We start from the raw sequence: 24,037 nt of genomic DNA, 5'->3' as shown, positions 1-24,037 counted from the left end.
AATTTTGTTCTTATTGAAAGAAGCGGCATAAGCCGCTTTAAGTCTATTTAAAAATATCCAATATACCTTTGTCTAATGGGATGTTAAACAATTTTGCCATCACTTTTACAAATTCTAATAAAAAATAGAATACAGATACCATGAAAATCGCTACTGATACTAACTTAATAGCATCTTTCATTTTCTGGCTCATACTATAATTTTTTTTGAACATAGAAATAATAAAACTTATTAAATATGTAAAAATGCTAAAAAATATTTCTAAACCACTAATCAATATCAAAATCAACATAATAGATTTCATAAATCATAACTCCTTTTCTTAACAGAATATTTTATTTGTTTTCCAACAATTCAGTATCCAGTTTTTCCATTTCTTTACTGCCTAAAATTCCATGTAAAAAGCTATAAGTCTTATTTATTGCTTCCTCCTTTTCATGTTTAGTTTCAATTAATTTCTTCAATTTTTCCCTCAATTCATCTATTTGACTACATAACGAATTTAATTCTTCTTGATTAGATTTTATGTCCTTATATGCAACTTTTATAGTAGCCTTTAATAAACTTAAGTTCGCTGCTCTAATTTCTTTAGGCAACATTTCTAATTTAAATGTACAAGTTTCTATCTCTTCATTTATTGCATGTATCTCGCTTTGACATTCATCTAATTTTTCTACTGCTCTATTATTACTTTTATTATTGATTTCATGTGATAAATTTAGAATCATTGCCATAAGTCTTTTTTTCTTAGTTTTTAATTGTACTAATTTCCTACTTAACTCTCTTTGCTCTTTAATTAAATCATTCAAAATATTTTTATAATTATTGATATCTTTATTCTTAGAATTACCGAATATTTTCTTCCAATCATTATCCATTGTTAATATCGGTACTTTATTTTTAATGATTACTTCATAATCTATGTCAATATCTTTTTCGAACATAAAAATTCCTCCCAGATTGATTATACAATATTTTGCCTATTTTGTTAAATAGGTTACTGCTACTAAATAGTTAAAATATTTAACCTTAAAAAATAACCTAATTTATTGAAGGATTTTATTTGTTTTTGAAGAATTTACTAAATAATTAAATTCTAAATGACTAAATTAAAAAGGAGGATTTTGCATGAAAAGACTTAAAAGACTCAATTTAATCCTAGTACTTACTCTTCTAGTAACTCTAATAGTACCTTTAAATCTAATCAATGCTGAAGGATTTGATACAAATCCGAAAACTTACACAGTTAAACCTGGAGATGTTCTTTGGAAAATAGCAAGAAGTTATGGATTTGACTGGAAAGAAATTGCTGAATATAATAAAATGAAAAATCCACATCTTATTTTCCCTGGACAAAAAATACTTATTCCATCAACTATTAAAAGAATTGACATTCTAACTTCTAACGATTTTCATGGAAAGTTAGAAGGTGGATATGAAGCAGGTGCAGCTAAATTCGCAGCTTATATGCAGTATTACAAAAATATGAACCCTGAAGGAACAGTTATATTAAATGCAGGTGATGCTTTCCAAGGAACTCCAATGTCTAACCTATTGAGAGGTAAACCTGTAGTTGAAATGATGAATATGATAGGCTTTGACGCAATGACAATAGGTAACCATGAATTCGACTGGGGTATTGAAGCAATATTAGATACATTAAAAAATGCCAATTTTGATCTTGTAGTTGCAAATATTTATGAAAACGGAAAACCAGTTGATTGGGCTAAACCATATACTATTATCGAAAAAAATGGTGTGAAAATAGGTATTATAGGTTTAGCAACTCCTGAAACTGCAATTACAGCTCATGCTGATTATGTTGGCTCATATGAATTTAAAGATCCTGTTGAAATCTGCAATAAATTAATACCTGAAGTTAAACAGCAAGGTGCTGAAATAATAATACTTCTAGGCCATTTACCAGCAACACAAGATAAAGAGACAAAAGAAATAACTGGTGAATTAGCTGATTTAGCAAAAGGTGTAACTGGAGCTGATGCAGCTATTGGTGGACACAGCCATAGTCAAGTTGCAGGTATTATAAATGGTATACCTGTTATTCAAGCTTATAAACATGGTAGAATGATTGGTCATATAACTCTATACTATGACACTAAAGCAAAGAAAGTTGTTGGCAATAATATAGAATTAATAGAAGTAAGAAAAGGTAATCTTAATATTGAACCAGATGCTAAGGTTCAAGCTATGGTAGATAAATATAATGAAGAATTAAAACCTATTTTCGGAGAAGTAATAGGTAAAACTGAAACTGATATTGTAAGAGACTATAATAACGAATCAGCTATGGGTAACTGGATAACTGATGTAATGAGAGAAAAAGCTGGTGTTCAAATAGCTTTTACAAACGCAGGTGGTATTAGAACTGATCTTACTGCTGGAGATATAACTGTGGGTGACATTTTTGAAGTTATGCCTTTTGATAATACAATTGTTACTGGCGAAATGACTGGTGCTCAAATAAAAGCTATATTAGAGCAAAGCGTTACTCTATATAAAGGAATGTTGCAAATATCAGGAATGAAATTCACTTATGATTCAACTAAACCAGAAGGTGAAAGAGTAATTGACATTTATCTAGAAGATGGTACTCCTATTGAAATGGATAAAACTTACACAGTTGCAACAAATGATTTCCTAGCTGGAGGACAAGATGGATTTGTTACATTAAAAGAAGTTAAGTGGACTAATACTTTCATACTACTAAGAGATGCTTTAATTGAAAACGTAAGAAATAATAAAACAATCTCACCAAAAGTTGAAGGTAGAATTACTGATGTTAGTAAAAATGTAAGCTCAGTTATATTTGAACTACCTAAGATTGCTTAAAACTATGGCAGCCTAAAAAAGGCTGCCTTTACTCATTATTCTTTAATATTTCTTCTGCTAATTGCTCCATAGTAATACATCTATCCATACTTCTTTTTCTCATATATGTATATGCTTCATTTTCACTAATATTATATGTCTGCATAATAATCCCTTTGGCTTTTTCTATTTTCTTTCTCGCTCTTAGTTTATTTTCGAGCTTATCCACTTTTATCTTCAGTTCCTTAATCTTACTAGAATTAATAAGTGAAAACTCAACTATTTGATATAATTGAGATGGATTTATAGGCTTAGTAATATAAGCATAAATAGTCATGTTTTTAAGTAATTCTATAAAATTTTTATCTGGATTTGCTGTAATAAAAATAACTGATGATAAATTATCATCCTCTATTATTCTAGCTGTATTATAGGCTCCTGCTCCCAGCAAATTAAAATCCATTAAAACAAGATGAGGTTTTAAACTTCTAGCTAACCTTATTGCACTCGCACCATCACTAGCTTCATAAACAGAATATCCCCTTTTTTTTAACAGTCCACTAAGTACATTTCTAAGTTTATCATTGCTACTAACAACAACAATACTTTGCCTTACCATATTTCCACCTCATCAAAACCTTTATAATTAATTATTATACCATTATATTAGAACAAAATCTTCGATTCAAATAGATTTAGGAAGATTTTGCCCATATCCATTACGGAAATTATATTTAAAATTATCTACAATTCAATAAAGTATATAATTTCGTATGGATTATTAGAAATAGGAGCGCAATTGCGCTCCTTTAAATTAGAACTTTGTTAAATATTTTTTAATTTCCCATTGAGTAACACGAGTCATATACTCTTTCCACTCTAATTCTACTGCTTCAACAAATCTATCATATATATGTTCTCCTAAAGCTTCTTTAATTATTTCATCATTAGATAACTCATTTACAGCTTCATATATATTTGAAGGTAGACTTAATATTCCTTGTTCTTTTCTCTCTTTTTCATTCATATTATATATATTTCCATTAACTGGAGCAGGCGGTTTAATTTCTTTCTTTATTCCATCTAATCCAGCCTTCAAAATAGTAGCCAAAGCTAAATAAGGATTTGCTGAAGGGTCTGGACTTCTCAATTCTAATCTAGTAGAATTACCTCTTTTAGCTGGTATTCTAATTAATGGACTTCTATTGCTGGCTGACCATGCTACATATACTGGAGCCTCATAACCTGGCACTAATCTCTTGTATGAATTAATTGTTGGGTTTGTAATTGCTGTAAAAGCTCTACTGTGTTTAATTAAACCTCCAAGAAAATTATATGCAACTTTTGATAGCCCTAGTTCGTTATTTTCATCATAAAATACATTTTTACCATCTAGTGTTGCTAAAGACATATTTGTATGCATACCTGAACCATTTATTCCTACTATAGGCTTAGGCATAAATGTCGCATGTAGTCCATGTCTTTGTGCTATAATTCTAACTACCATTTTAAAAGTCATAATATTATCTGCTGTCGTCAAAGCATCATCATATTTAAAATCAATTTCATGTTGTCCTGGAGCAACTTCATGATGTGAAGCTTCTATTTCAAATCCCATATCTTTCAATGTTAAAACCATATCTCTTCTTGCACTTTCACCTAAATCTACAGGTGCTAAATCAAAATAGCCTGCATTATCATGTGTAATTAATGAAGGATTTCCCTTTTCATCGGTATAAAAAAGGAAAAACTCACATTCTGGCCCTACATTAAATTTATATCCCATTTCTTCAGCTTCTTTTAACACTCTTTTTAATGCATTCCTTGGACATCCTTCAAAAGGATTTCCATTTTTATCATAAATATCGCAAATTAGCCTTGCTTCTCTTACTTGAGTAGCCCATGGAAAAACTACAAAAGTTGAAGGGTCTGGTCTTAAATACATATCTGACTCTTCGATTCTTACAAATCCATCAATAGAAGATCCATCAAACATAATCTCATTGTTCAAAGCTTTTTCTAACTGTTCTATAGTTATAGCCACACTCTTCATTACCCCAAAAATATCTGTAAATTGTAGGTGTATAAACTCAACTCCTAGGTCTTTTGAAATTTTTAATACATCTTCTTTACTATATCTTCTCTTCATTTTACCCACTCCTTTATTGTTTTTTAATATATAAAATATAAAAGGCGTCAACAAATAAAAGGTCAATAACCTCCTATTTGTAGACGCCTTTGCCTACTAATCTAGTATATCTTTTTAAATATGTTTTGATATTATCAAAATAAAAATATTTTGTCAATATCTATTAAGAAATTTTTTAAACAGTTTCTATACCTTACTTATTAATGTCTAATTCTCCAGTTAAAACCAATAATAAAGTTGCAATTTATTTTTTTAAATTTTTCTTATAACTATTCGGACTCATTCCAGTTATTTTTTTGAAAACTCTGCTAAAATAATTAGGATCATTGTATCCTATGCATCTAGCTACTGCTTTAATAGACATACCTGTATCTAATTTTTTCTTAGCTTCTTCTATTCTTAATTCAGTTAAAAAATCAATAAAATTCTTACCCGTTTCTTTTTTAAAAAGCTTACTAAAATAATAAGGACTAACTGATACTTTCTCAGCTACATCTTCTAATTTTATATCTCTATTATAGTTCTTATAAATATATTCCTTTGCTTTTTCTACAATCTCATGTGATTGGTTACTAATCTCAATAAAATACTTGTTTAATTCCTCAATTATAACCCTTTTTACATTACATAAATCCAAATCGATATCTTTATCTTTTGATAATAAATCGCAAAAATACATCTTTCCTCTCTTCTCAAATATTAAAAATCTTAAAATACTTACAATTTCATATAAATTTATTATTTTATTATTCTCTGAAATGCACAATATTTCTAATAAATTGTCTAACTCTATTAAAGATTCCCTATCTCCATTAACTATTCCTTTAATTATATTTAACATTTTTTGATATTCTTCTTTTATTTCAATCAAATCTTCTTCATTTTTATCATAAAAATCACTTACAATATTTTTATTTTTTGTACTAATGATAAGCTTATTTACTTCTATGATTGCTTTTTTAAGGCTATTTAATCCTCTACCTATTTTTACACCGATTCTAATGTCTATATCATATTTTTCAATAAGCCTGTTATATATTTTATTAGCTCTCTCATAAGATATTTTCTTAATTTCAATCTCATTTGTAGTCTCTACTTCTACTAACACATAGATATTATTGTTATATTTCGATATTATAGATTTTTCTCTATGTTTAAAATACCTAAAAACCTCATCATAAAGATTTGATACCACATCACTATTTATCCTAGATTCTATACTTATCACTAATACATAATACGAATCAAATGTCATATCTAATATTTCAATTCTATTCTTTATATTTTCTTCATATTTCAATCCATCCTCTAGAATAATAGTTACGAATTTCTCTTCAAGCATATTCTTTATATCAGATAATTCTTCTCTTAATTTTAACTTTTCTTGCCTTTCAATCCTTTCTTTTTCAATTTCTTTAATAACGTTTTCCAGAGTTTCAATCAATTTTACCCTTCTTACTGGTTTTAAAAGATAATCATAAACACCTAAACTAAAACTTTCCTTAGCATAAGCAAAATAGTCATAAGCCGACAGTATAATTATTTTTAAATTCTTATATTTCCTTCTTATCTCTTTAGCTGCTTCTATACCATTTATTCCTGGCATCTTTATATCTAAAAGTAAAATATCGGGGCTTAATTCCTCAACTAACTCTATTGCTTCCCTACCATTCTTTGCTTCTCCTACAACTTGAATATCAGGTAAATTCTTATTTATAATAAGTTTTAATCCTTCCCTCTCTATAGGCTCATCATCTGCTATTAGCAATCTATACATTTTACTGTCCCACCTTTGGTATTAGTATCCCTATAACAGCTCCTTGCTCTCTATTTTTCATATACATTTGACTTCTGCCTTTAAAAAATATATTTAATCTCTCTTTAACATTCTTTAAACCAATCCCAGTTGTATGCCCTTTAGTTTTCTCAATACCTTTATCAAAATCGAAACCCTTACCATTATCTCTTACTTCTATCCTGATAAACTCATTTTCATCTTTTATTAATAACTCAATTATTCCTTTATCTTCTTTCCCTTCCAATCCGTGAATAAAAGCGTTTTCTACTAAAGGCTGTATTGTTAAAGCGGGAATATAATATTTAAGCACGTTTTCATCAATATCTTTATAAAAATCTATCCTATCTAAAAACCTAGTTCTCTGTATATTTATGTATTCTTCAACATTCTTTAACTCTTCATATATTCTAACACTACTATCAATTTTTCTTAAATTATACCTTAGTATATCAGATAGAGATTCAATTAAATCACATGTCTTTTCTCCACCTTCTAATAACGACATCTTTGCAATAACATTTAATGTATTAAATAAAAAATGAGGATTAATCTGTGATTGAAGAGCCAAAAAATGTGCTTCTTTTTCTAACTCTGCTTTTTTCTTAATTTCTTCCAGAAGAAAACTAATATTGCTAATCATCTTATTAAAAGCTTTTGCCAAAATACTTAACTCATCATTACTCTCTATTTCAATAACTCCTATGTCAAAATTCCCTTTAGAAACCTCTTTTGCCGCTTCAGTTAGTTTATTTATACTTTTAACCATATTAACAGAAAATATATAAGAAAATACCAAACTCCCAAATAGAACTATTCCCAACATAAATATCAATATATTAAATAATTTATTATTGTGCTGAATCATAATACTGTAATTTTCAAATCCACTTTTCGATATATTATAATTAATCTCTTCTAAGGCTTTGAATATATAACCATATACTTTATTTGAATTATTATAATTTTCAATGTATCTTTCATCAGCAGAAGATAGTGCTATCCTAAAAGTTTCTTCACTATATTTTTCATAACTATTTAGCAAATTCAACAAGTCCTTAGTAATCATATAATTATCTTCTGTAATATTAGTTTTTTGAAATTTTTTTATCCTCTCTCTAGCTTCGTCAATAGATGAATATATTAAATCAATATAATTTGTAGACCTAGTCAACAATAGTTTGTCCAAATTTTTTTTACTATCTCCTAAATAGCTCTGTATTTCGTTTAACATTAATATACTTTCAATAAAACTGTTATATGTTTTAGTAAGAATAGAATTGGTATATAAAATATAGCCACTCAGACAAGTTAAAATAGTAATTATTATTACATAACTAATAATTAATTTTTTCTTAATAGAAACATAGCTACTCTTCATCTAATAATAACCCCTTACTAATATATTTCAATTCAATAAAAATAGTATCATCTATAAATTCTCCTTCCTTTATCTTATACATAGTTTCTACAGCTTTATAACCCATTTTATATGGATCTCTAACTACTGTTCCTTCTATTATCCCTTTCTTAATAAATCTTAAAGTACCCTCTAAATCTCCCGTCCCAACTAATTTAATTTTACCAACTTTGTTTTGCCTAACAATAACCTGTCCAGCCATATAAGTTGCATAAGGATCAATACATATAATCCCTTTTAATTCTCTATTATTTATAACCATATCTTCTATAACTTTATAAGTATTAACTCTTTTTGTATCAATGTAACGTGTATCTACAATTGACACACCATCATGTCTTGAAACTTCACCATATATCCCTGTAAGCATAAAACTATTTTCCTCGTTGTTCATTACGATACCTATATAACCTTTGTTATCTATCGCTTTAATTATCTTTTTTGCAAGTACTATTCCTGTATAATAATTATTTGTACCTATAAAAGCATCTCTTTTACTTTTTAAAACATCAACATCTAAAGTTATAAAAGGTATTTTTTTATCTATTGAACGATTTACAATGTTTTCATATTTTTTATCGTTTAATGTATAAGAAATAATCCCATCAGGAGAAGATTCTATAGCTCTATCAATTAAATCTAAATGACTATCTATATCAAAATAATCTTCTTTTAATATACTTAGTGTCACATTATATTTTTTAGCTGCTTTTTTTGCACCATCTACCACCTTATTCCAAAATACATCATCTTCTTTTAATACAAGAATAAAATGATATTTTCCTTCTTTTACAAAATCATAGTCCTGATATTTAAAAGTTAAATAATAGCACTTTACCAGAGATGTTAAACTTATAAAACCTATTACTAATGATAAAAATATGGAAATAATTATAAAATATCTTTTCATAACATCCTCCAGAATATATACTAAAGACCCTGAAAAATACCAGGGTCTATTGAATCTCTCTCTATATATTATAACACTCATTCTATTTATTTGCTTTTCTTTTTAGTGTATATATCAACAAAAACTGCCACTACTAATATAAGACCTTTTACTATTAGTTGCCAATAAGCCTCTGTATTTAATATACTCATACCATTATCAATTGAAGCCATAACTAAAGCTCCTAATACTGCACCAAGTACAGTACCCTCACCACCTAATAATGAAGTACCTCCTATAACGCATGAAGCAACAGCATCTAACTCAAACCCATTACCTGCATCAGTTGTTGCTGTTCCTAATCTAGCAGTTAATAAAATACCTGCTATAGAAGCCATGAGCCCTGATATTATAAATATCTGAAGCGTTCTTCTCTTGATATTTATACCAGAAAGCTTCGCTGCTTCTTTATTGCCACCTATTGCAAATACCTGTCTACCGAACCTAGTTTTTGTCGTTACAAAATTCAAAACAAGTGCAAGTGCTAATACTATCATAATAGGTACAGGTATTCCTTTATATGAATTCATAACCAAAACAAATAACATAATAGCTATCACATATATTGTTAAATATATTAATTCTACTGCTAATGGTTTTACTTTAAATCCAAATTTCATTCTATCTTTTCTCTTTTTAAAAGTACTCAATATTACTACTATACAAGCAATAATTCCAAGCACAAGTCCAATAGACTTAGGCAAATATGCAGTCCCTAAAAATCTAAAAGAAGCTTGACTTACCGGTATAGACTCTCCTCTTGTAAGTCCCATTATAGCTCCTCTATATGCAAGCATTCCTCCTAATGAAGCTATAAAAGCTGGTACTCCTGCATTAACCCAAGAACCTGTTATTGCACCTAATATCGCTCCTAATAATAATGTCAATATTATTGCTAAGAACGGATTTAGACCAACTTTATACATTAATAATGCAGCAACTCCACCTGTTAAACCAACTAAAGAACCAAGTGATAAGTCTATATGCAAATCTACTAATATCATAAACATACCCATAGCCAATACAGCTGTTACAGCCATTTGCCTAAATAAATTCGATAAGTTTCTAGGTGTCAAAAATGTCCCACTTTTATCTAAAAACGTAAACAATACCCATATAGCCACAAGAGCTATTACCATTGTATACTTTCTTATATTTATATGTTTTTTCTCTTTTTTCTTTGTTAAAACATCACTCATTTACCGCTCGTCCCCTTCCTGTTGCATAATACATTATCTCTTCTTGTGTAACATTTTCATTAACAAGTTCTCCCTTAATCTTACCTTCGTGCATTACCAATATTCTATCTGACATTCCTAATATTTCTGGAAGCTCTGATGAAATCATAACTACAGCTACACCATTTTCAACTAATTTGTTCATAATATTATATATTTCATATTTAGCACCTACATCTATACCTCTTGTAGGCTCATCTAAGAACAATACCTTAGGATTAGTCATTAGCCATTTAGCTAAAACTACTTTCTGTTGATTCCCTCCAGACAGATTACCTACTTTCTGCTCTAATGATGGAGTTTTTACTTTTAGCTCTTCTACATATTTCTTTGAATAAAATATTTCTTTGTTTTCATCTAATATCCCTTTTGTCATTATCTTATCTAATGCTGCCAATGTAGTATTCATCATAATACTTTGGTCTAAAATAAGCCCGTTACCTTTTCTATCTTCAGTAACTAATGCTAAACCATGCTTTATTGCATCACTTGGAGATTTTTTTTCAACTTTTTTACTCTCTAAAAATATTTCCCCTTCAACTAAATCATCATAAGCACCAAAAATACCCATAACTAATTCTGTTCTACCTGCTCCTACCAATCCCGAAATACCCAATATCTCTCCTTTTTTAACTTTAAAAGATACATTATCAACAAGCTTTCTGTAAGGCATATTAGGATCATAAACAGTAAAATTCTTTACTTCTAAAATAACTTCCTCACCCTTGTGAGAAACTTTAGGATATCTCTCAGTCAGTTCTCTACCAACCATACCTTTAATAATAGTATCTTCATCTAATTCTTCAATAGGATAAGTGTCTATAGTTTGACCATCTCTTAATATAGTAACCGTATCCGCTATCTGAAAAATTTCTTCTAATTTATGAGTAATTATTATAAAAGTTATACCTTTTTTCTTAAGTTCTTTAATTATTCTGAAAAGAGTTTCTACTTCTGTTTCAGTCAAAGCCGCTGTCGGTTCATCAAGAATTAAAACCTCAACATCTTTAGATAAAGCCTTCGCTATTTCCACTAACTGCTGTTTCCCTACTCCTAAAGAACCTACTCTAGTTACAGGATTTATATCAATCCCTAATCTATCTAATAACTCTTTTGCCATATAATTCAATTTATCATCATCTATAGTAGTGCCTTTAAATTTCAAAGGCTCATTAGCTAAATAAATATTTTCGGCTACTGTCATTTGAGGAACTAATGCAAGTTCTTGGTATACTATAGCTATTTTCTTTCTCTCTGAATCTCTTATCCCATAAAATTTCTGAACTTCGCCTTTCAAAATTATATCGCCCTTATAAGTACCGTATGGATATACCCCACTTAAAATCTTCATAAGAGTAGATTTTCCAGCTCCATTTTCTCCACACAGTGCATGTACTTCTCCCTTTTTTACTTTAAAATTAACATTATCCAGTGCTTTAACTCCAGGAAATTCTTTAGTAATTCCTCTCATTTCCAAAATATATTCGCTCATAATTTAAGGACACCTCCAAAATAGAAAAGAAAAACTATAAGCTATAAACTTTAATCTTTTGTATTATAAAAGAGGTTAATAGTATAACCTCTTTTATTTTTCAAATTATTTTTGTTTTGGTCTTTGGTCTTCAGGCACATTTTTGTATACTTCTTCGTATGGATGATATCCATCTTTAATGATAGTATCCATCATATTGTCTTTATCAACTACTATTGGCTCAAGAAGTACTGATGGAACATCTATCTTACCATTATTTACAGTAGCATTAGTTTCAATCTTTTCTTTTTTAGCTAATTTAATAGCAACATCTAATGCGGTTTCAGCTAATTTTGGTATTGGCTTATAAACAGTCATTGTTTGCAAACCTTCAACTATTCTTTGACAAGCTGCTAATTCTGCGTCCTGTCCAGTTACAGGCACTTTTCCTGCTAATTGCTGTTCTGCCAACGCAGATATTGCACCACCAGCTGTACCATCATTAGCACAAATTACTGCATCAATATTATTTTTATTTGCTGTTAAAGCATTTTCCATATGCTTTTGTGCTTCTGAAGGCTGCCAGTCCTTAGACATCTGATCATATACTAATTTTATGTCTCCTTTTTCAATAAGTGGCTTTAAAACATTCATTGCACCTTTTTTAAATAAATGTGCATTATTATCTGTTGGAGCACCACCTATATAAACATAATTTCCTTTTGGTACTAATTTAGTTATATATTCAGCTTGTAATTCTCCAACTTTCTCATTGTCAAAAGATACATAAACATCAACATCTGAATTTTTGATTAATCTATCATATGAAAGAACTGGTATACCTTCTTCATGTGCTGCTTCAACAATAGTTGCCGCAACTTCAGCATTATGAGGTGCAACCATAAGTACATCTACACCTTGTGAAATTAAGTTCTCAGCTTGTGCAATTTGCTTATTATCATCTCCATTAGCTGCTTGGATTAAAATTTTAACTCCTAATTCTTTAGCTCTTGCCATTAAAGTATCTCTGTCTTTTTGCCATCTTTCCTCTTTTAATGTATCCATTGAAAATCCTATTACTATTTCATCATCTTTGCCATCTTTGTTCGCATCTGATGGATTATTCGTATTGCCACTTGAACATCCTGCAAAAATACCTGTAGTTAAAACTAAAACACCAACAAGAGCAGTAGCTCTCTTAAGTTTTTTTAATATCATCTAATCCCCTCCTCAATGTTTTTGAAAATGTTTTCCTCGTGATTAATTATAGCATGGTATATCAGCAAATATTTGTCCAGTTTCTTCATAATAAAGCTGATATTAATTTTTTTAAAAAATAGTTTCTTAACTTTTTTGACTTGCTAATTAATATAACAACAAAAAAAGTAAGAACATTATCATTTCTCTCTTTTTAAGTAACATTAATTTCCATTATAAATATTATATTAATTAACAGAGCTCAATCTATGGGGGAATATTAAATGTTTCTTAGAAATTTATTTAGAAAGAAAGAAGCTGTACATAAATACGAAGTCAACAATGCAATTTTAACACTTGAAAAAAAGATAAAAATACTAAAAAAAGCGAGTAACAATATGGATACTAGAAAAAAATATATCCTCCAAACCATGGAGGATATAATAGAAATATTTAAAGAAATCGATTATGAAATATATAAAATGAGCTGTCAGCTTAAAGATTTCGATAAGAAAACATATTACCATGTATTTATTGATTTTATCTATAAATACTTAAATAACATTGAAATAGAAGACTCTGAAAAATTATCAAAAGACTTAAAAAAGCTTTTAGCAATACTAATTGTACTTAAAAAATAGCTTTATACTACTTCAACTTATTCATTTTTAGCACAATATACTTCTTTATCAAATTCTCCTTCTAATTTTGAAACAACTATCGTACAAACTGCATCTCCAGTAATATTTACAACCGTTCTACACATATCCAATAATCTATCTATTCCCATTATTAATGCAATACCTTCGACTGGTAAACCTACAAGATTGAAGTACCATTAATTTTACCAAGACAAGCAACAGAGGTTTTCTTATGCCAAATTTATAAATAAATATGTATATTTAAACTAAATTATTATGTATATAAATAAAATATTACATATAATAAACTGTCTCAAAAATATGATAATATACTCAAGCAAGATTCATCTAACTGTATTATATAATGAATAAAATAACGTTTTCCTTTTCATTAACTCATCAAATGAACCTCGTTCATAAATACTACCTTTATGCATTACTATAATTTCATCATATCTTTTTAAAATGGATTCATACAGTTTATGAGTAACTGAAATAACCATAACATCATCTAGTGAAACCAAAATATTTTCAATCATTTGATAAGTTATATTATCGAGTGATGCTGTAGCTTCATCAAGCAGCAATACTTTTGAATTTTTAAGTAATGCTCTTGCGATAGAAATTCTCTGTTTTTCTCCACCTGAAATTATATTACCTCCATTTCGCAAATCAAGATTAAATCCATCATTCCTCAATTTAAGATGTTCAAGTTTAACTTGTTTTATCACATTATCTATTTCTGATTTATCGTATTCTTGATATAATGTTATATTATTCTCAAGAGTATCATTAAAGATAAATGTATCTTGATGAATCATCGTCACAATATTATGATAATTAGCTTGATTAATACTATTAATATTAAAGTTATTTAATTTTATAAAACCATCAAATTCATGTAAACTCCCGTTAATCAACTTCAATAAAGTTGATTTGCCGCTTCCACTTAACCCTACAATAGCATATTTTTTGCCTCTTTCTAGCTTAAGGTTTATATCTTTAAGAATTAAATTGTTATCATAATAAAATGATTTAATAAATACAGTTAAGTTTTTAAAATCATCTACATCTATATTATTTTGCTTATTATTCTCTTCTGTATTTTTTATTTTAGTAAAACTCTCTATAGACTTCTTTACATCTCTAATTGAGTTAATACGATTAATTTGTCCAGAAATACTCATAATAGGATTTACTAATAATTCTGAAATCTGAATCGCTGCTAAAAGTGTCCCTACAGAACTTTTACCATTTATAATTAAAATTATCCCAAAAATAATTAATGTTATATAACCTACAAATGAAAACAGCCCCGCTAACATGTCACTAAAAATCTCAGTCTTAGAATATTCATAGACGGCATTTACCGAATTATTATTTTTAGTAATAAATAAATTTTTAATTCGTGATTGAATATTATAACTTTTGATTAACTCAAATCCTTCTAGAATATCCTTAACGTTTTCACTAAACCTTTTTAATTCTAAAGAAACTTGATTCTTTTTAACCTTAAGTATTTTTCTGTAAAAGTATGGTGTTATTAATGGAATAAAACTAGAAACTATAACTATAAATGCAAGATAGACATCTAGTTTTATCATTGCTACAAAACTAAAAAATATCGAAATAATACTCTGAAATAACCTAAGTTTCATAATATAATAATCATTTGTTACTAATTCAATATCATTATTAATCATAGACATGTATTCACCAGTACTTGTTTTGCTATAATCTTTGTAATTCATTCTTAAAATCCCTGCTAGAACACTATTGCGAAGATTTTTCACGATGTTTTTACGATAATTTGCTTCAATCAGTCTCCTAAAAAATTCGCTCAATAATAAAGCAACTGTAACAACTAATAAAAAAACTATATTTTGACTTATTGACTTAATGTTTAAACTAATGCTCTCATCTATTAATTCTTTAATCAAAACTGGATATAATGTATTCAAAAAAGCTGTAATTGTAAGAAGAACAATAATTGCAGTTAATTCAAGTCCCATTGACTTCCTATTTTCGGTCATCTTCATTCTCCTATATATCTCAATCAAATTCAAACTATTTTTATTGTCAGTAATTCATAATATCTCTTATAATTAAGGAATTTAGTGCATAGCTTTTGACATAAATTGCGCTAAAAATATATTCAAAATTCGTATTTACAAAGGTTTAGGGCTTATCTCCCTTATGTTTTGACTTTCTACCTGTTAGTTGCTTAAATATCTGCATCATAATCTTTGTCAAGGTCAGACTGTAAACCTATTCATTTCAACCTTGACAAAGATTATATAAGCAAATTATAATTCTCTATTATTAGGTATAAATAGTGAATCTTCAGAATATTCTTTATGTAATTCATTTTACAATTAACATATTTTTTGTTCTTTTAGTTCCACAACCATTTAATGTAATTGGAGAAACTGGCTTGTAGTTTGTCATTTTTGTCATCCATCCTTTTTCTAGGTATTTAGTTTGCTGCAGAACTCTGCAACCATTGAAAAAACTATAATTATTTATATTTATTTCAAAGGGTTTCTCCCAGTAGTTATAAAAATACTGGTCATCCTAGAAATTATCCTCTTGAATCTTTTGTCTCCGCTTTCATTTTTTAAATATTCTTTTCTATCCCAATTATCTCTTTATTAATTACTCTTTTGAATATTTGTAAAGATTTACGTGAAGCTTACTAACCCTTTCAAAGCATCTATCTTGATTTCTGATACTATTGGCTTTAAAGACTATGTTAAAAAAATAATCCTAAATTCTTTGAATCTTTTCTTAAAGCTAGTAATAAAATCTTCTATTTTTCAAAAACTTAGTTTTTCTTTTTATATTAATCCCTCAATTAATAAAATACACCCAAGCAAGCAAAGAAAATATTATAGTTATATAGCCTAATATTATAATACTGATAACTGCAAAAAGATTAATAAAAATATTAATAACAACCTCCCATATCCCCACTTTTTTATTCCTATTTTTTAAAATACTTTTTATAAAATAACTAAGATAATTGAAATAATTAACAAGTAACACTATTAGTAGAGTTAAAAATATTATTGACGAATGCTTGGGTTTAATTTCAAGCAGGCTATTTTTCAAAATATAATTAACTAAAATAAGCACTACTGCTAGATCAATGAGAATTACTCTAATAAAACTTCTAGTCTCAATACTTAATTTTTGTAACATATTAATCATCCTCAAAATAGATTTCATCTGATAAAGATAAAAAACAATTTATAGGAAATTATATCGTTATATGGTTAATTATAGTATTTATGTATGAATAATATCATAACTTCCCCAAAATGTAAATAAAATATTTTCATTTTTAATTTATTATAGAAATCCCATTTTTTCTTTTATAAATAATTTAAGTTTCCCCAAAATCTTGTAAGTATACAATGAATATGGGGAAACTTAAATAAATGTGTTTTGTGCTACCTTATCTTATTCATTTTTAGCATAATATACTTCTTTATCAAATTCTCCTTCTGATTTTGAAACAACTATCGTACAAACTGCATCTCCAGTAATATTTACAACCGTTCTACACATATCCAATAATCTATCTATTCCCATTATTAATGCAATACCTTCGACTGGTAAACCTACAGATTGAAGTACCATTGATAGAGTAATAAGCCCTACTCCTGGCACTCCAGCAGTACCTATTGAAGCTAATGTTGCAGTCAATATTACCGTTAGAAATGCCTGTAATGAAAGATTAATACCATATACTTGAGAAATAAAAACTACAGCAATCCCCTGCATTATAGCAGTTCCGTCCATATTTATTGTCGCACCTAATGGTAATGTAAATGAAGCTATATTTTTAGAAACTCCACACCTCTGTTCTATCGTTTCAATAGTAACTGGCAATGTACCATTACTTGAAGCCGTTGAAAATGCAACACTCATCGCAGGAGCAAAATTCTTTAAAAATTGTATAGGATTTAATTTACCCAATCCACCTAGTATGCCCATATATGTTAAACCTGCATGTATAATAAGCGCTATGATAACAGCTGCCATATATTTTAACAATGGAACCATTGCCTTAAATCCAACAGTTGCAAAAGTATTAGTAATAAGCGCAAAAACTCCATATGGTGCTATCAACATTATTATCATTACCATTTTCATCATTATTTCATTTAGAGAATTAAAAATATCAATAACTGGCTGTGCTTTTTCTCTTATAAGAGCCATAGTTACGCCAGTCAATAATGCAAATACTATTATTTGAAGCATAGTGCCATTCGCAAGTGAAGCTATTGGGTTTATAGGAACCATATCAATTACAACATCAACAAATGATTTAGCAGTTCCAATTGTAGGCTCTTTTTTAATTATATTAGATAAATCTAATCCTATACCAGGATCTATTATGTTTGCCACAATCAATGCAAGTGTTATTGCAATACATGTAGTTATTAAATAAAAGGCTATAGTTTTAACACCAACTCTTCCAAGTTTATTTATATCTCCTATAGATGAAGCCCCAACAACTAATGAAACAAATACCAAAGGTACAACTAACATCTTAATAGAATTAATAAAAATTCCACCGACTAGTTTTAAAATTCCATCGATAATTATTGTATCTTTAATAAACCCTGATGGCAGTTTGTTTAAAATTATCCCAAAAAATACACCAAGTATTAAACCAATTAGTATTTTTTGAGTAAGACTAGTTTTATCTTTCATGTATTTTCCCTCCTTTTGTAATATTAATATTCTGTAATAATTATAGAGGGTAACTATCGCTAAAATACAAAATAATACAAAAATATACACAGAATTTTCTAAATAATGAATGTGTGAGTTGATTATAATTCACTATACAATAATAATCCTTCTATAAATTTAAGAACCTTAATCTTGCCGCCTATAGTTTTTTTGCCTCTTATAAGATCCATCTCTGCTTTTACATCTTCAAAATCAAATAGCGTATTTGAATATCTGATAAAGGTATCATTCATATTATCTTCTAATCCTAAATTCACAATGTTAACTAATGCTTTATTAATCGCTCTCCTAATTCTTTGTTCCATAGCCTTTGGACTATTGCTTAAACTATTGCAAATATCTCTAATCTTAATGTCCGAAGGTTTTAAATTATTGCTAATTATATAATTGCAAACATTAATTATATCTTCACTTCCCTTTTCTCCTAAAATCCCTAATTGGCTCAATATAAGTCTTATCTTTACTTCTCTATCTTTCTTCTTATATCTTTGGCTATTTAATTCTAAATTATCAAACATACGCTTGATTCTATTTAATGTTCTCTCCATCTTTATTTTTTCCGAAACATTTTTTATTACTTTAACTATCTCAATAACATTAACTGGTTTATTTATAAAAAAATCAATCCCTGCATCATAAGCTTTACCTATCATTTCTTTTGAAGACACTTGTGAAATCATAATAAATTTAATATGGTTATTATAACCTTTAATTTCCTTTACCATTTGTATTCCATCTTTACCAGGCATTAGTAAATCTATCAAAACAATATCTGGTCTTTTTAAAAGTATTTCATTTATTACATTATCTACTTTTAGTGAATATCCGACTAATTCACCTAATTCATTATCTTCTATAATGTTTTCAATAACTCTAATTACACTATAATCATCTTCAACAATGTAAAATTTCAATTTTCATCAACCTCCAATAATTTTTCTGGTATTGAGATTTGAAAAACAGTACCACCTTTATATTTTGAGCTTACTGTTATTTTACCTTTAAAATAATTCTCTACCATATCTTTAACTAATGTAAGCCCTATACTTCTATTTAAGTCACCTGTTTCTGGGTTGAATTTAGTGGAAAAACCTGGGTCAAAAATGTTCTTTATATCTCTTTCTCTAATCCCTTCACCATTGTCATAAACTTTAAATATATGATGACCATCTTTTTTATAATGAATTACCATTATAAATCCATTCTTTTCTGTCTTGTTAATCGCTTCAATAGAATTATTAATTAAATTTCTAAGTAGTGAAATAATATGATAATGCTCTTTGGTTTTAAAATTATCCCCTACTTGAAATATTAGATTTATATTCAAATTCTCATTTTCTAAGTATCGCTTAGTACTTTCTTGTAATATATAAAAAATATCTTTAAGACTCATACTTGAATATTCAATCTTTTTTACAGCAATTTCCTCTATCCCCTTTATAACTCGAATATAATCCTTTTTAATCTCATGTACATCTTTAGCTATAGAAAGTGATAAATTTTTCAAATGACTCAATGTTTTATCATTAGAAATTGCTTCATATAGCTTAAATGAATTATTCATTACTTTTTCTATATAATCAATATTTTTTTTCATGAAATATATCTCACTTTTAAGACTAGATGTTAATAAAACCAATTTCCTGTATCTATCTTCATGCTCTTCTTTTATCAGCAATAGTTTATAATACTTTATAAATGATAATAATGATATCGAAATAAACGTTCTAATTAAAGCAACTAAAAACAATATTTTTACAACTGATGCAATATTATTTAAAGTTATCTTATCTAATCTCAACAATATTTCACAAAAATTTGCGATGAAATCGCAAGCCAATATTCCTACAAACAATGACAAGAGATTATTTTCCTTATTTCTCAAATCAAATATATGAAAGCAAATTCCAAATATCATATAAAAAAATAACACAGGATAATTTGCAGCAAAACTCTGCTCAAAACTTAAATGATTAATTGAAAATAGAAAATATCTAAATAAAAATACAACTAAACTTGTAACTACTGATATAATAATAGGGTCTAAACTTTTATACCAAAAAAGTCCAAAAGTAAAGATTATTACTGCAAGAGATATTCTAAAATTTTCTACTATAAAACTAAAATAAAATTGCGATATAAGTGCAATACTAAGAGCTAAAAAAAACATTTTTTTAATTTTCGCCATACAATCACCTCTATATATATAATTTCATATTAACACAAATTTTAAATCTTGAAAAAATCAGACTGGTATAGTTTTAAATTGTTTAGCCATACTAGTACTATAATCTTTTTAGGAGGTAATATAATGGCTGACTACAAAATTCAATTCTGTGAAAATAATTTCGGATTTGGCACAGATAAAACTATAGAAATGTTAGAAAATGAAATAGATGATGATATTGAAATTGAAATTGTCTCATGCCTTGGATTTTGTGATGACTGCTTAACTTCACCTTTTGCTCTAATAAATGGAGAGATAATTCAGGCTGATACACCAGAAGAGTTGTTTGAAGAGATAAAATCTTATATTTTATAATTTCAATCATTTACTATTATGCAATAAAATCAACTATCAACTAAAAAAGTCCCTTAGTCAAAAGCTAAGAGACTTCTAAAATCTAGTTTTTATTTATCAAAATAACAGAGGCAATTTCTTTATCAACAGCAACCTGCGTATAACCTACTTGAAATACATAAGATGGAAATGTCTGTATCATTTTTATTTTCATCCCAGGTAAAATACCCATGGCCATAAGCTTTCTTAATATAGACTTACTGTCTGTATTTAACTCTGCAATAATACCTTCTTCACCGCTCTTCATTTTAACTGCAGGGATTGTTTTAGAATCATCTTGAGCTTTAGCCATTCCTTTTCCTCCATTTCTTAATAAGTTGTATTAGTTTAGGCTCTTTAGGTATTTCAAAACCACAATTAGGACATTTATATTTATTACAATTTTTATTTAAAGGACAGCTCTGGCATCCTTTTTTACTTTCATTTTCATCAAATTCGTACCCACAAAAGCTACATTTTATCATGCTAACACCCCAAACGTACCTAACATCCAATTAAGTACAAAACCTGCAACAAAAGAGAATATCAATATAAATACGCCCATTAAAACAGCAGTTTTTGTACCTCTTTCTTTAATCATCATTGCAAATTGAGCAACACAAGGAACAAATAAAGTTAATGTTGCGGCTGCAACTACAAGCTGTCTAGGGGATAAAATACCTGCCTGCTGCAAGTCATAAAGTCCTGCTGCCCCATAATCTCTTCTAAAGAATCCAAAAAGAAATACTTTAGCCACATCATCTGGTAACCCTATCATATTTACAGCAGGTTTAAGCATATTTATTAAAACATCAAATAGTCCAGTTATATTTCCAAACCAAATTAAAACACTAGCAAATATAAACAGAGGTACTATTTCAATAAAATACCATTGCATTCTAGTATAAGTTTTTATTAATATATTTGTCAATTTTGGTAATCTAAGCGGTGGTACTTCCATATAAAAACTTGGTCCTTCACCTGGCATAATCTTAGATGTCAAATAACCTATAAATAAGAATACAAATACCATAAATATTATCCAAACTAATAGTGCCTTAGGTTCCCCTGACAGTAGTGCTAAAATTACACCTAACTGCGCAGAACATGGTATTGCCAAAGCTAATAATAAAGTAGCAATAATCCTCTCTCTTTTAGTCTCTAAAGTTCTACTTACCATAGTCGCCATAGTATCGCAACCAAACCCTAAAGTCATAGGTATAACTGCACGGCCGTTTAATCCTATTTTTTTAAATACTCTGTCTACAAGCATTGCTAATCTAGGTAAATACCCACTGTCCTCTATAATAGAAAATGCAAAGAAAAATGTTCCGACTATAGGTAAGACAATAGCAGCAGCATATCTAATACCAAGTGTTATTATTCCGTAATCATTAGCGATTAAATCTTGAAGCCATTTCCAAGGTATAACCGAATTTACTATTCCATTAACCCATGGATTTACATATGCTTCAAATATTTGAGATTCTAAAAAATCTACTACTGTCCCTGCTCCAAATTCACCTACAAATTTGTATAATCCAAAATATATAACAAGCAATAAAATTGGAATACCCGTAACAGGATTCATAGTTAATTTGCTAAGAAAGTTAGATATACTACTTCTATTTTTCTCATTTTCGGTAACAACCTCGCTTGTAATATCTTCAACAACTTTTTGTCTAGAAAGAGCTATAACATAACTTAACGGTTTATCATATTTCTCCTTAGTTTTATTGATTATTTCACTTATTTTAATATAGTTACTTCCCTCTGTCTCCTTTACTTTTTCAATAATATCTTCATCTTCCTGTAATAACAGTAAAGCTATAGACCTCTTCGAAAGTACATATTCACCTTTTAAATTATCAATAATATTACTTATTGAATTTTCTATAGTTTCATCATATTTAAAATTAAGCTGCTTCAACATACCTTCCAATCCTTTCTTTTAAAGTGTCTATTCCTTTGTTTAAAGCTGCTACAGTAGGTATAACTGGTATTCCTAAATCTCTTTCCAACTTAGCAATATCTATCTTAAGTCCCATTCTCTCTGCTTCATCCATAATATTTAGAACTAATATAACAGGTAATCCACTCTCTATTAACTGAATAGTCAATGGTAACATTCTCTGTATATTTTTAGCATCTATAACATGAATTACAGCTTTAGGCTTTTCTCTAAGCAAAAGCTCTCTTGTTACTTTTTCTTCTTCTGTAATACACATAAGAGAATACATACCAGGAGTATCTATTATTTCATATTCTGTATTTCCAATTTTCCCTCTTCCTCTTGAAACCTCAACTGTCGTACCAGGATAATTTGAAACTGTAACATAAGCTCCAGTTAATATATTGAATAATACACTTTTACCAACATTTGGACTTCCAACTAAAGCAATCTTTTCTAATCCTTGTGTGTTTTGATTAACCTCACCATCACAACTATTAATCCCTAATAACGTAGAAATTAGCTTTTTATACCATGGTCTATTTTGGCAGCATTCCATATGAGAACCCCCTAAAGTTTATATTGATAATCATTATCAGTTTAAGGTTTAAATTTAGGCCCTCCTGTCTTATAAAAATACAGAGAGAGCTTTTTAAATACCATTTCTTTCTAATACATCATATGCATATATAATAAGAACTATTATCAATCTCAATAGTATTATATAATACATATTTTAATATCGCAAGTAATATTTATTTCTAATAGTATCAAAAAACTAGCAACTCTAAATTTAACTTATACATTGTATGTGTTTTTTAATACTTATTCTATTTCTCTCAAAAAATCTTGTAATTGCCTAACCAATTATATATTTTTTCTAAAGCTACAGCCTTTTCCTTTATTGATATTGGCTTATTTTTTATGATAACTTTCAGTATACAAGGAAGTTACATATATATGATACCCCTTGCCTTGAAATCCAACTTGATAATATGGATTTAATAATATGTCTTTATATTCATCAGTTACAGCTTCAGATTTTATTTTTTCGTAATAATCAACTATAAAAT

General features: G+C 28.2%; 21 protein-coding genes and 1 pseudogene. 3 read left to right on the top strand and 19 right to left on the bottom strand.

What is annotated here, in order from left to right; genetic code table 11:
• Positions 1 to 43 precede the first annotated feature (43 nt).
• Positions 44 to 304: a hypothetical protein gene (locus AB4Y15_RS10795; protein WP_427340364.1), complete on the bottom strand. Its 261-nt coding sequence runs from the start codon at positions 302 to 304 to the stop codon at positions 44 to 46.
• A 31-nt stretch (positions 305 to 335) separates the two neighbouring features.
• Complete coding sequence (locus AB4Y15_RS10790; RefSeq protein WP_427340363.1) at positions 336 to 944, bottom strand: hypothetical protein; 609 nt, start codon at positions 942 to 944, stop codon at positions 336 to 338.
• Between the two features lie 184 nt (positions 945 to 1,128).
• Between AB4Y15_RS10790 and AB4Y15_RS10785 the strand changes: the two genes are divergently transcribed.
• Positions 1,129 to 2,850: a 5'-nucleotidase C-terminal domain-containing protein gene (locus AB4Y15_RS10785; RefSeq protein ID WP_427340362.1), complete on the top strand. Its 1,722-nt coding sequence runs from the start codon at positions 1,129 to 1,131 to the stop codon at positions 2,848 to 2,850.
• A gap of 28 nt (positions 2,851 to 2,878) precedes the next feature.
• Here the strand turns inward: AB4Y15_RS10785 and AB4Y15_RS10780 are convergent, their stop codons facing one another.
• The 8 genes from AB4Y15_RS10780 to xylF all read right to left on the bottom strand — a co-directional run bounded on the left by AB4Y15_RS10780 (position 2,879) and on the right by xylF (position 13,069).
• On the bottom strand, positions 2,879 to 3,448 hold the full coding sequence (locus tag AB4Y15_RS10780) for an ANTAR domain-containing response regulator (protein WP_427340361.1): 570 nt from the start codon (positions 3,446 to 3,448) through the stop codon (positions 2,879 to 2,881).
• Positions 3,449 to 3,643: 195 nt separating this feature from the next.
• Positions 3,644 to 4,978, bottom strand: a complete 1,335-nt coding sequence (gene glnA, locus AB4Y15_RS10775; protein WP_427340360.1) for a type I glutamate--ammonia ligase — start codon at positions 4,976 to 4,978, stop codon at positions 3,644 to 3,646.
• A 244-nt stretch (positions 4,979 to 5,222) separates the two neighbouring features.
• Positions 5,223 to 6,755 carry a response regulator transcription factor gene (locus AB4Y15_RS10770; protein ID WP_427340359.1) on the bottom strand — a complete coding sequence of 511 codons (1,533 nt, stop codon included), beginning with the start codon at positions 6,753 to 6,755 and terminating at the stop codon, positions 5,223 to 5,225.
• A 1-nt stretch (position 6,756) separates the two neighbouring features.
• A complete protein-coding gene (locus AB4Y15_RS10765) occupies positions 6,757 to 8,154 on the bottom strand; it encodes a sensor histidine kinase (RefSeq protein ID WP_427340358.1) in 1,398 nt (465 codons plus the stop codon).
• The gene (locus AB4Y15_RS10760; protein ID WP_427340357.1) at positions 8,144 to 9,103 is read right to left on the bottom strand and encodes a substrate-binding domain-containing protein; all 960 of its coding nucleotides are present in this window, start codon (positions 9,101 to 9,103) and stop codon (positions 8,144 to 8,146) included. The genes AB4Y15_RS10765 and AB4Y15_RS10760 overlap by 11 nt, the downstream gene beginning before the upstream one ends.
• A gap of 86 nt (positions 9,104 to 9,189) precedes the next feature.
• Positions 9,190 to 10,341 (bottom strand): sugar ABC transporter permease, encoded by a 1,152-nt coding sequence (locus AB4Y15_RS10755; RefSeq protein ID WP_427340356.1) that lies wholly within the window; start codon positions 10,339 to 10,341, stop codon positions 9,190 to 9,192.
• Positions 10,334 to 11,872: a xylose ABC transporter ATP-binding protein gene (locus AB4Y15_RS10750; RefSeq protein WP_427340355.1), complete on the bottom strand. Its 1,539-nt coding sequence runs from the start codon at positions 11,870 to 11,872 to the stop codon at positions 10,334 to 10,336. The genes AB4Y15_RS10755 and AB4Y15_RS10750 overlap by 8 nt, the downstream gene beginning before the upstream one ends.
• 105 nt (positions 11,873 to 11,977) lie before the next feature.
• A complete protein-coding gene (gene xylF, locus AB4Y15_RS10745) occupies positions 11,978 to 13,069 on the bottom strand; it encodes a D-xylose ABC transporter substrate-binding protein (RefSeq protein WP_427340354.1) in 1,092 nt (363 codons plus the stop codon).
• A gap of 263 nt (positions 13,070 to 13,332) precedes the next feature.
• Here xylF and AB4Y15_RS10740 point away from each other — a divergent pair, with 263 nt between their 5' ends.
• Positions 13,333 to 13,689, top strand: coding sequence for a hypothetical protein (locus tag AB4Y15_RS10740; RefSeq protein WP_427340353.1), 357 nt, complete (start codon positions 13,333 to 13,335; stop codon positions 13,687 to 13,689).
• Positions 13,690 to 13,706: 17 nt separating this feature from the next.
• On the opposite strand, the pseudogene AB4Y15_RS10735 reads toward AB4Y15_RS10740, so the two are convergent.
• The 5 genes and pseudogenes from AB4Y15_RS10735 to AB4Y15_RS10715 form a co-directional block, all read right to left on the bottom strand.
• A pseudogene (locus tag AB4Y15_RS10735) lies at positions 13,707 to 13,871 on the bottom strand (cation:dicarboxylate symporter family transporter); the annotation flags it as partial.
• A 162-nt stretch (positions 13,872 to 14,033) separates the two neighbouring features.
• Positions 14,034 to 15,722 carry an ABC transporter ATP-binding protein gene (locus AB4Y15_RS10730; RefSeq protein WP_427340352.1) on the bottom strand — a complete coding sequence of 563 codons (1,689 nt, stop codon included), beginning with the start codon at positions 15,720 to 15,722 and terminating at the stop codon, positions 14,034 to 14,036.
• A gap of 1,429 nt (positions 15,723 to 17,151) precedes the next feature.
• On the bottom strand, positions 17,152 to 18,411 hold the full coding sequence (locus AB4Y15_RS10725) for a dicarboxylate/amino acid:cation symporter (RefSeq protein WP_427340351.1): 1,260 nt from the start codon (positions 18,409 to 18,411) through the stop codon (positions 17,152 to 17,154).
• 122 nt (positions 18,412 to 18,533) lie between these two features.
• A complete protein-coding gene (locus tag AB4Y15_RS10720) occupies positions 18,534 to 19,367 on the bottom strand; it encodes a DNA-binding domain-containing protein (protein ID WP_427340350.1) in 834 nt (277 codons plus the stop codon).
• Positions 19,364 to 20,641: an ATP-binding protein gene (locus AB4Y15_RS10715; protein ID WP_427340349.1), complete on the bottom strand. Its 1,278-nt coding sequence runs from the start codon at positions 20,639 to 20,641 to the stop codon at positions 19,364 to 19,366. Before AB4Y15_RS10715 ends, AB4Y15_RS10720 begins: the two co-directional genes overlap by 4 nt.
• A gap of 123 nt (positions 20,642 to 20,764) precedes the next feature.
• Between AB4Y15_RS10715 and AB4Y15_RS10710 the strand changes: the two genes are divergently transcribed.
• Positions 20,765 to 20,995 carry a DUF1450 domain-containing protein gene (locus AB4Y15_RS10710; RefSeq protein ID WP_427340348.1) on the top strand — a complete coding sequence of 77 codons (231 nt, stop codon included), beginning with the start codon at positions 20,765 to 20,767 and terminating at the stop codon, positions 20,993 to 20,995.
• Between the two features lie 82 nt (positions 20,996 to 21,077).
• On the opposite strand, the gene AB4Y15_RS10705 is transcribed toward AB4Y15_RS10710, so the two are convergent.
• From AB4Y15_RS10705 to AB4Y15_RS10690, 4 genes are read right to left on the bottom strand one after another with little or no spacing between them, the layout of a single operon-like run.
• A complete protein-coding gene (locus AB4Y15_RS10705) occupies positions 21,078 to 21,326 on the bottom strand; it encodes a FeoA family protein (protein WP_427340347.1) in 249 nt (82 codons plus the stop codon).
• Positions 21,319 to 21,498 (bottom strand): hypothetical protein, encoded by a 180-nt coding sequence (locus AB4Y15_RS10700; RefSeq protein ID WP_427340346.1) that lies wholly within the window; start codon positions 21,496 to 21,498, stop codon positions 21,319 to 21,321. The genes AB4Y15_RS10705 and AB4Y15_RS10700 overlap by 8 nt, the downstream gene beginning before the upstream one ends.
• Positions 21,495 to 22,946 (bottom strand): nucleoside recognition domain-containing protein, encoded by a 1,452-nt coding sequence (locus AB4Y15_RS10695; RefSeq protein WP_427340345.1) that lies wholly within the window; start codon positions 22,944 to 22,946, stop codon positions 21,495 to 21,497. Before AB4Y15_RS10695 ends, AB4Y15_RS10700 begins: the two co-directional genes overlap by 4 nt.
• A complete protein-coding gene (locus AB4Y15_RS10690; protein WP_427340344.1) occupies positions 22,930 to 23,523 on the bottom strand; it encodes a FeoB small GTPase domain-containing protein in 594 nt (197 codons plus the stop codon). Before AB4Y15_RS10690 ends, AB4Y15_RS10695 begins: the two co-directional genes overlap by 17 nt.
• Positions 23,524 to 24,037 lie beyond the last annotated feature (514 nt).

Source organism: Caloranaerobacter longqiensis (genome assembly GCF_050286925.1).
Classification (GTDB): Bacteria; Bacillota; Clostridia; order Tissierellales; family Thermohalobacteraceae; genus Caloranaerobacter.
This window is presented reverse-complemented; position numbering and strand designations above follow the sequence as displayed.

Bases quoted from the DNA above. Each gene is read 5' to 3' on its own strand.
- AB4Y15_RS10795 (WP_427340364.1), bottom strand. From the start codon at position 304: ATGAAATCTATTATGTTGATTTTGATATTGATTAGTGGTTTAGAAATA.
- AB4Y15_RS10790 (WP_427340363.1), bottom strand. From the start codon at position 944: ATGTTCGAAAAAGATATTGACATAGATTATGAAGTAATCATTAAAAAT.
- AB4Y15_RS10785 (WP_427340362.1), top strand. From the start codon at position 1,129: ATGAAAAGACTTAAAAGACTCAATTTAATCCTAGTACTTACTCTTCTA.
- AB4Y15_RS10780 (WP_427340361.1), bottom strand. From the start codon at position 3,448: ATGGTAAGGCAAAGTATTGTTGTTGTTAGTAGCAATGATAAACTTAGA.
- glnA (WP_427340360.1), bottom strand. From the start codon at position 4,978: ATGAAGAGAAGATATAGTAAAGAAGATGTATTAAAAATTTCAAAAGAC.
- AB4Y15_RS10770 (WP_427340359.1), bottom strand. From the start codon at position 6,755: ATGTATAGATTGCTAATAGCAGATGATGAGCCTATAGAGAGGGAAGGA.
- AB4Y15_RS10765 (WP_427340358.1), bottom strand. From the start codon at position 8,154: ATGAAGAGTAGCTATGTTTCTATTAAGAAAAAATTAATTATTAGTTAT.
- AB4Y15_RS10760 (WP_427340357.1), bottom strand. From the start codon at position 9,103: ATGAAAAGATATTTTATAATTATTTCCATATTTTTATCATTAGTAATA.
- AB4Y15_RS10755 (WP_427340356.1), bottom strand. From the start codon at position 10,341: ATGAGTGATGTTTTAACAAAGAAAAAAGAGAAAAAACATATAAATATA.
- AB4Y15_RS10750 (WP_427340355.1), bottom strand. From the start codon at position 11,872: ATGAGCGAATATATTTTGGAAATGAGAGGAATTACTAAAGAATTTCCT.
- xylF (WP_427340354.1), bottom strand. From the start codon at position 13,069: ATGATATTAAAAAAACTTAAGAGAGCTACTGCTCTTGTTGGTGTTTTA.
- AB4Y15_RS10740 (WP_427340353.1), top strand. From the start codon at position 13,333: ATGTTTCTTAGAAATTTATTTAGAAAGAAAGAAGCTGTACATAAATAC.
- AB4Y15_RS10730 (WP_427340352.1), bottom strand. From the start codon at position 15,722: ATGACCGAAAATAGGAAGTCAATGGGACTTGAATTAACTGCAATTATT.
- AB4Y15_RS10725 (WP_427340351.1), bottom strand. From the start codon at position 18,411: ATGAAAGATAAAACTAGTCTTACTCAAAAAATACTAATTGGTTTAATA.
- AB4Y15_RS10715 (WP_427340349.1), bottom strand. From the start codon at position 20,641: ATGGCGAAAATTAAAAAAATGTTTTTTTTAGCTCTTAGTATTGCACTT.
- AB4Y15_RS10710 (WP_427340348.1), top strand. From the start codon at position 20,765: ATGGCTGACTACAAAATTCAATTCTGTGAAAATAATTTCGGATTTGGC.
- AB4Y15_RS10705 (WP_427340347.1), bottom strand. From the start codon at position 21,326: ATGGCTAAAGCTCAAGATGATTCTAAAACAATCCCTGCAGTTAAAATG.
- AB4Y15_RS10700 (WP_427340346.1), bottom strand. From the start codon at position 21,498: ATGATAAAATGTAGCTTTTGTGGGTACGAATTTGATGAAAATGAAAGT.
- AB4Y15_RS10695 (WP_427340345.1), bottom strand. From the start codon at position 22,946: ATGTTGAAGCAGCTTAATTTTAAATATGATGAAACTATAGAAAATTCA.
- AB4Y15_RS10690 (WP_427340344.1), bottom strand. From the start codon at position 23,523: ATGGAATGCTGCCAAAATAGACCATGGTATAAAAAGCTAATTTCTACG.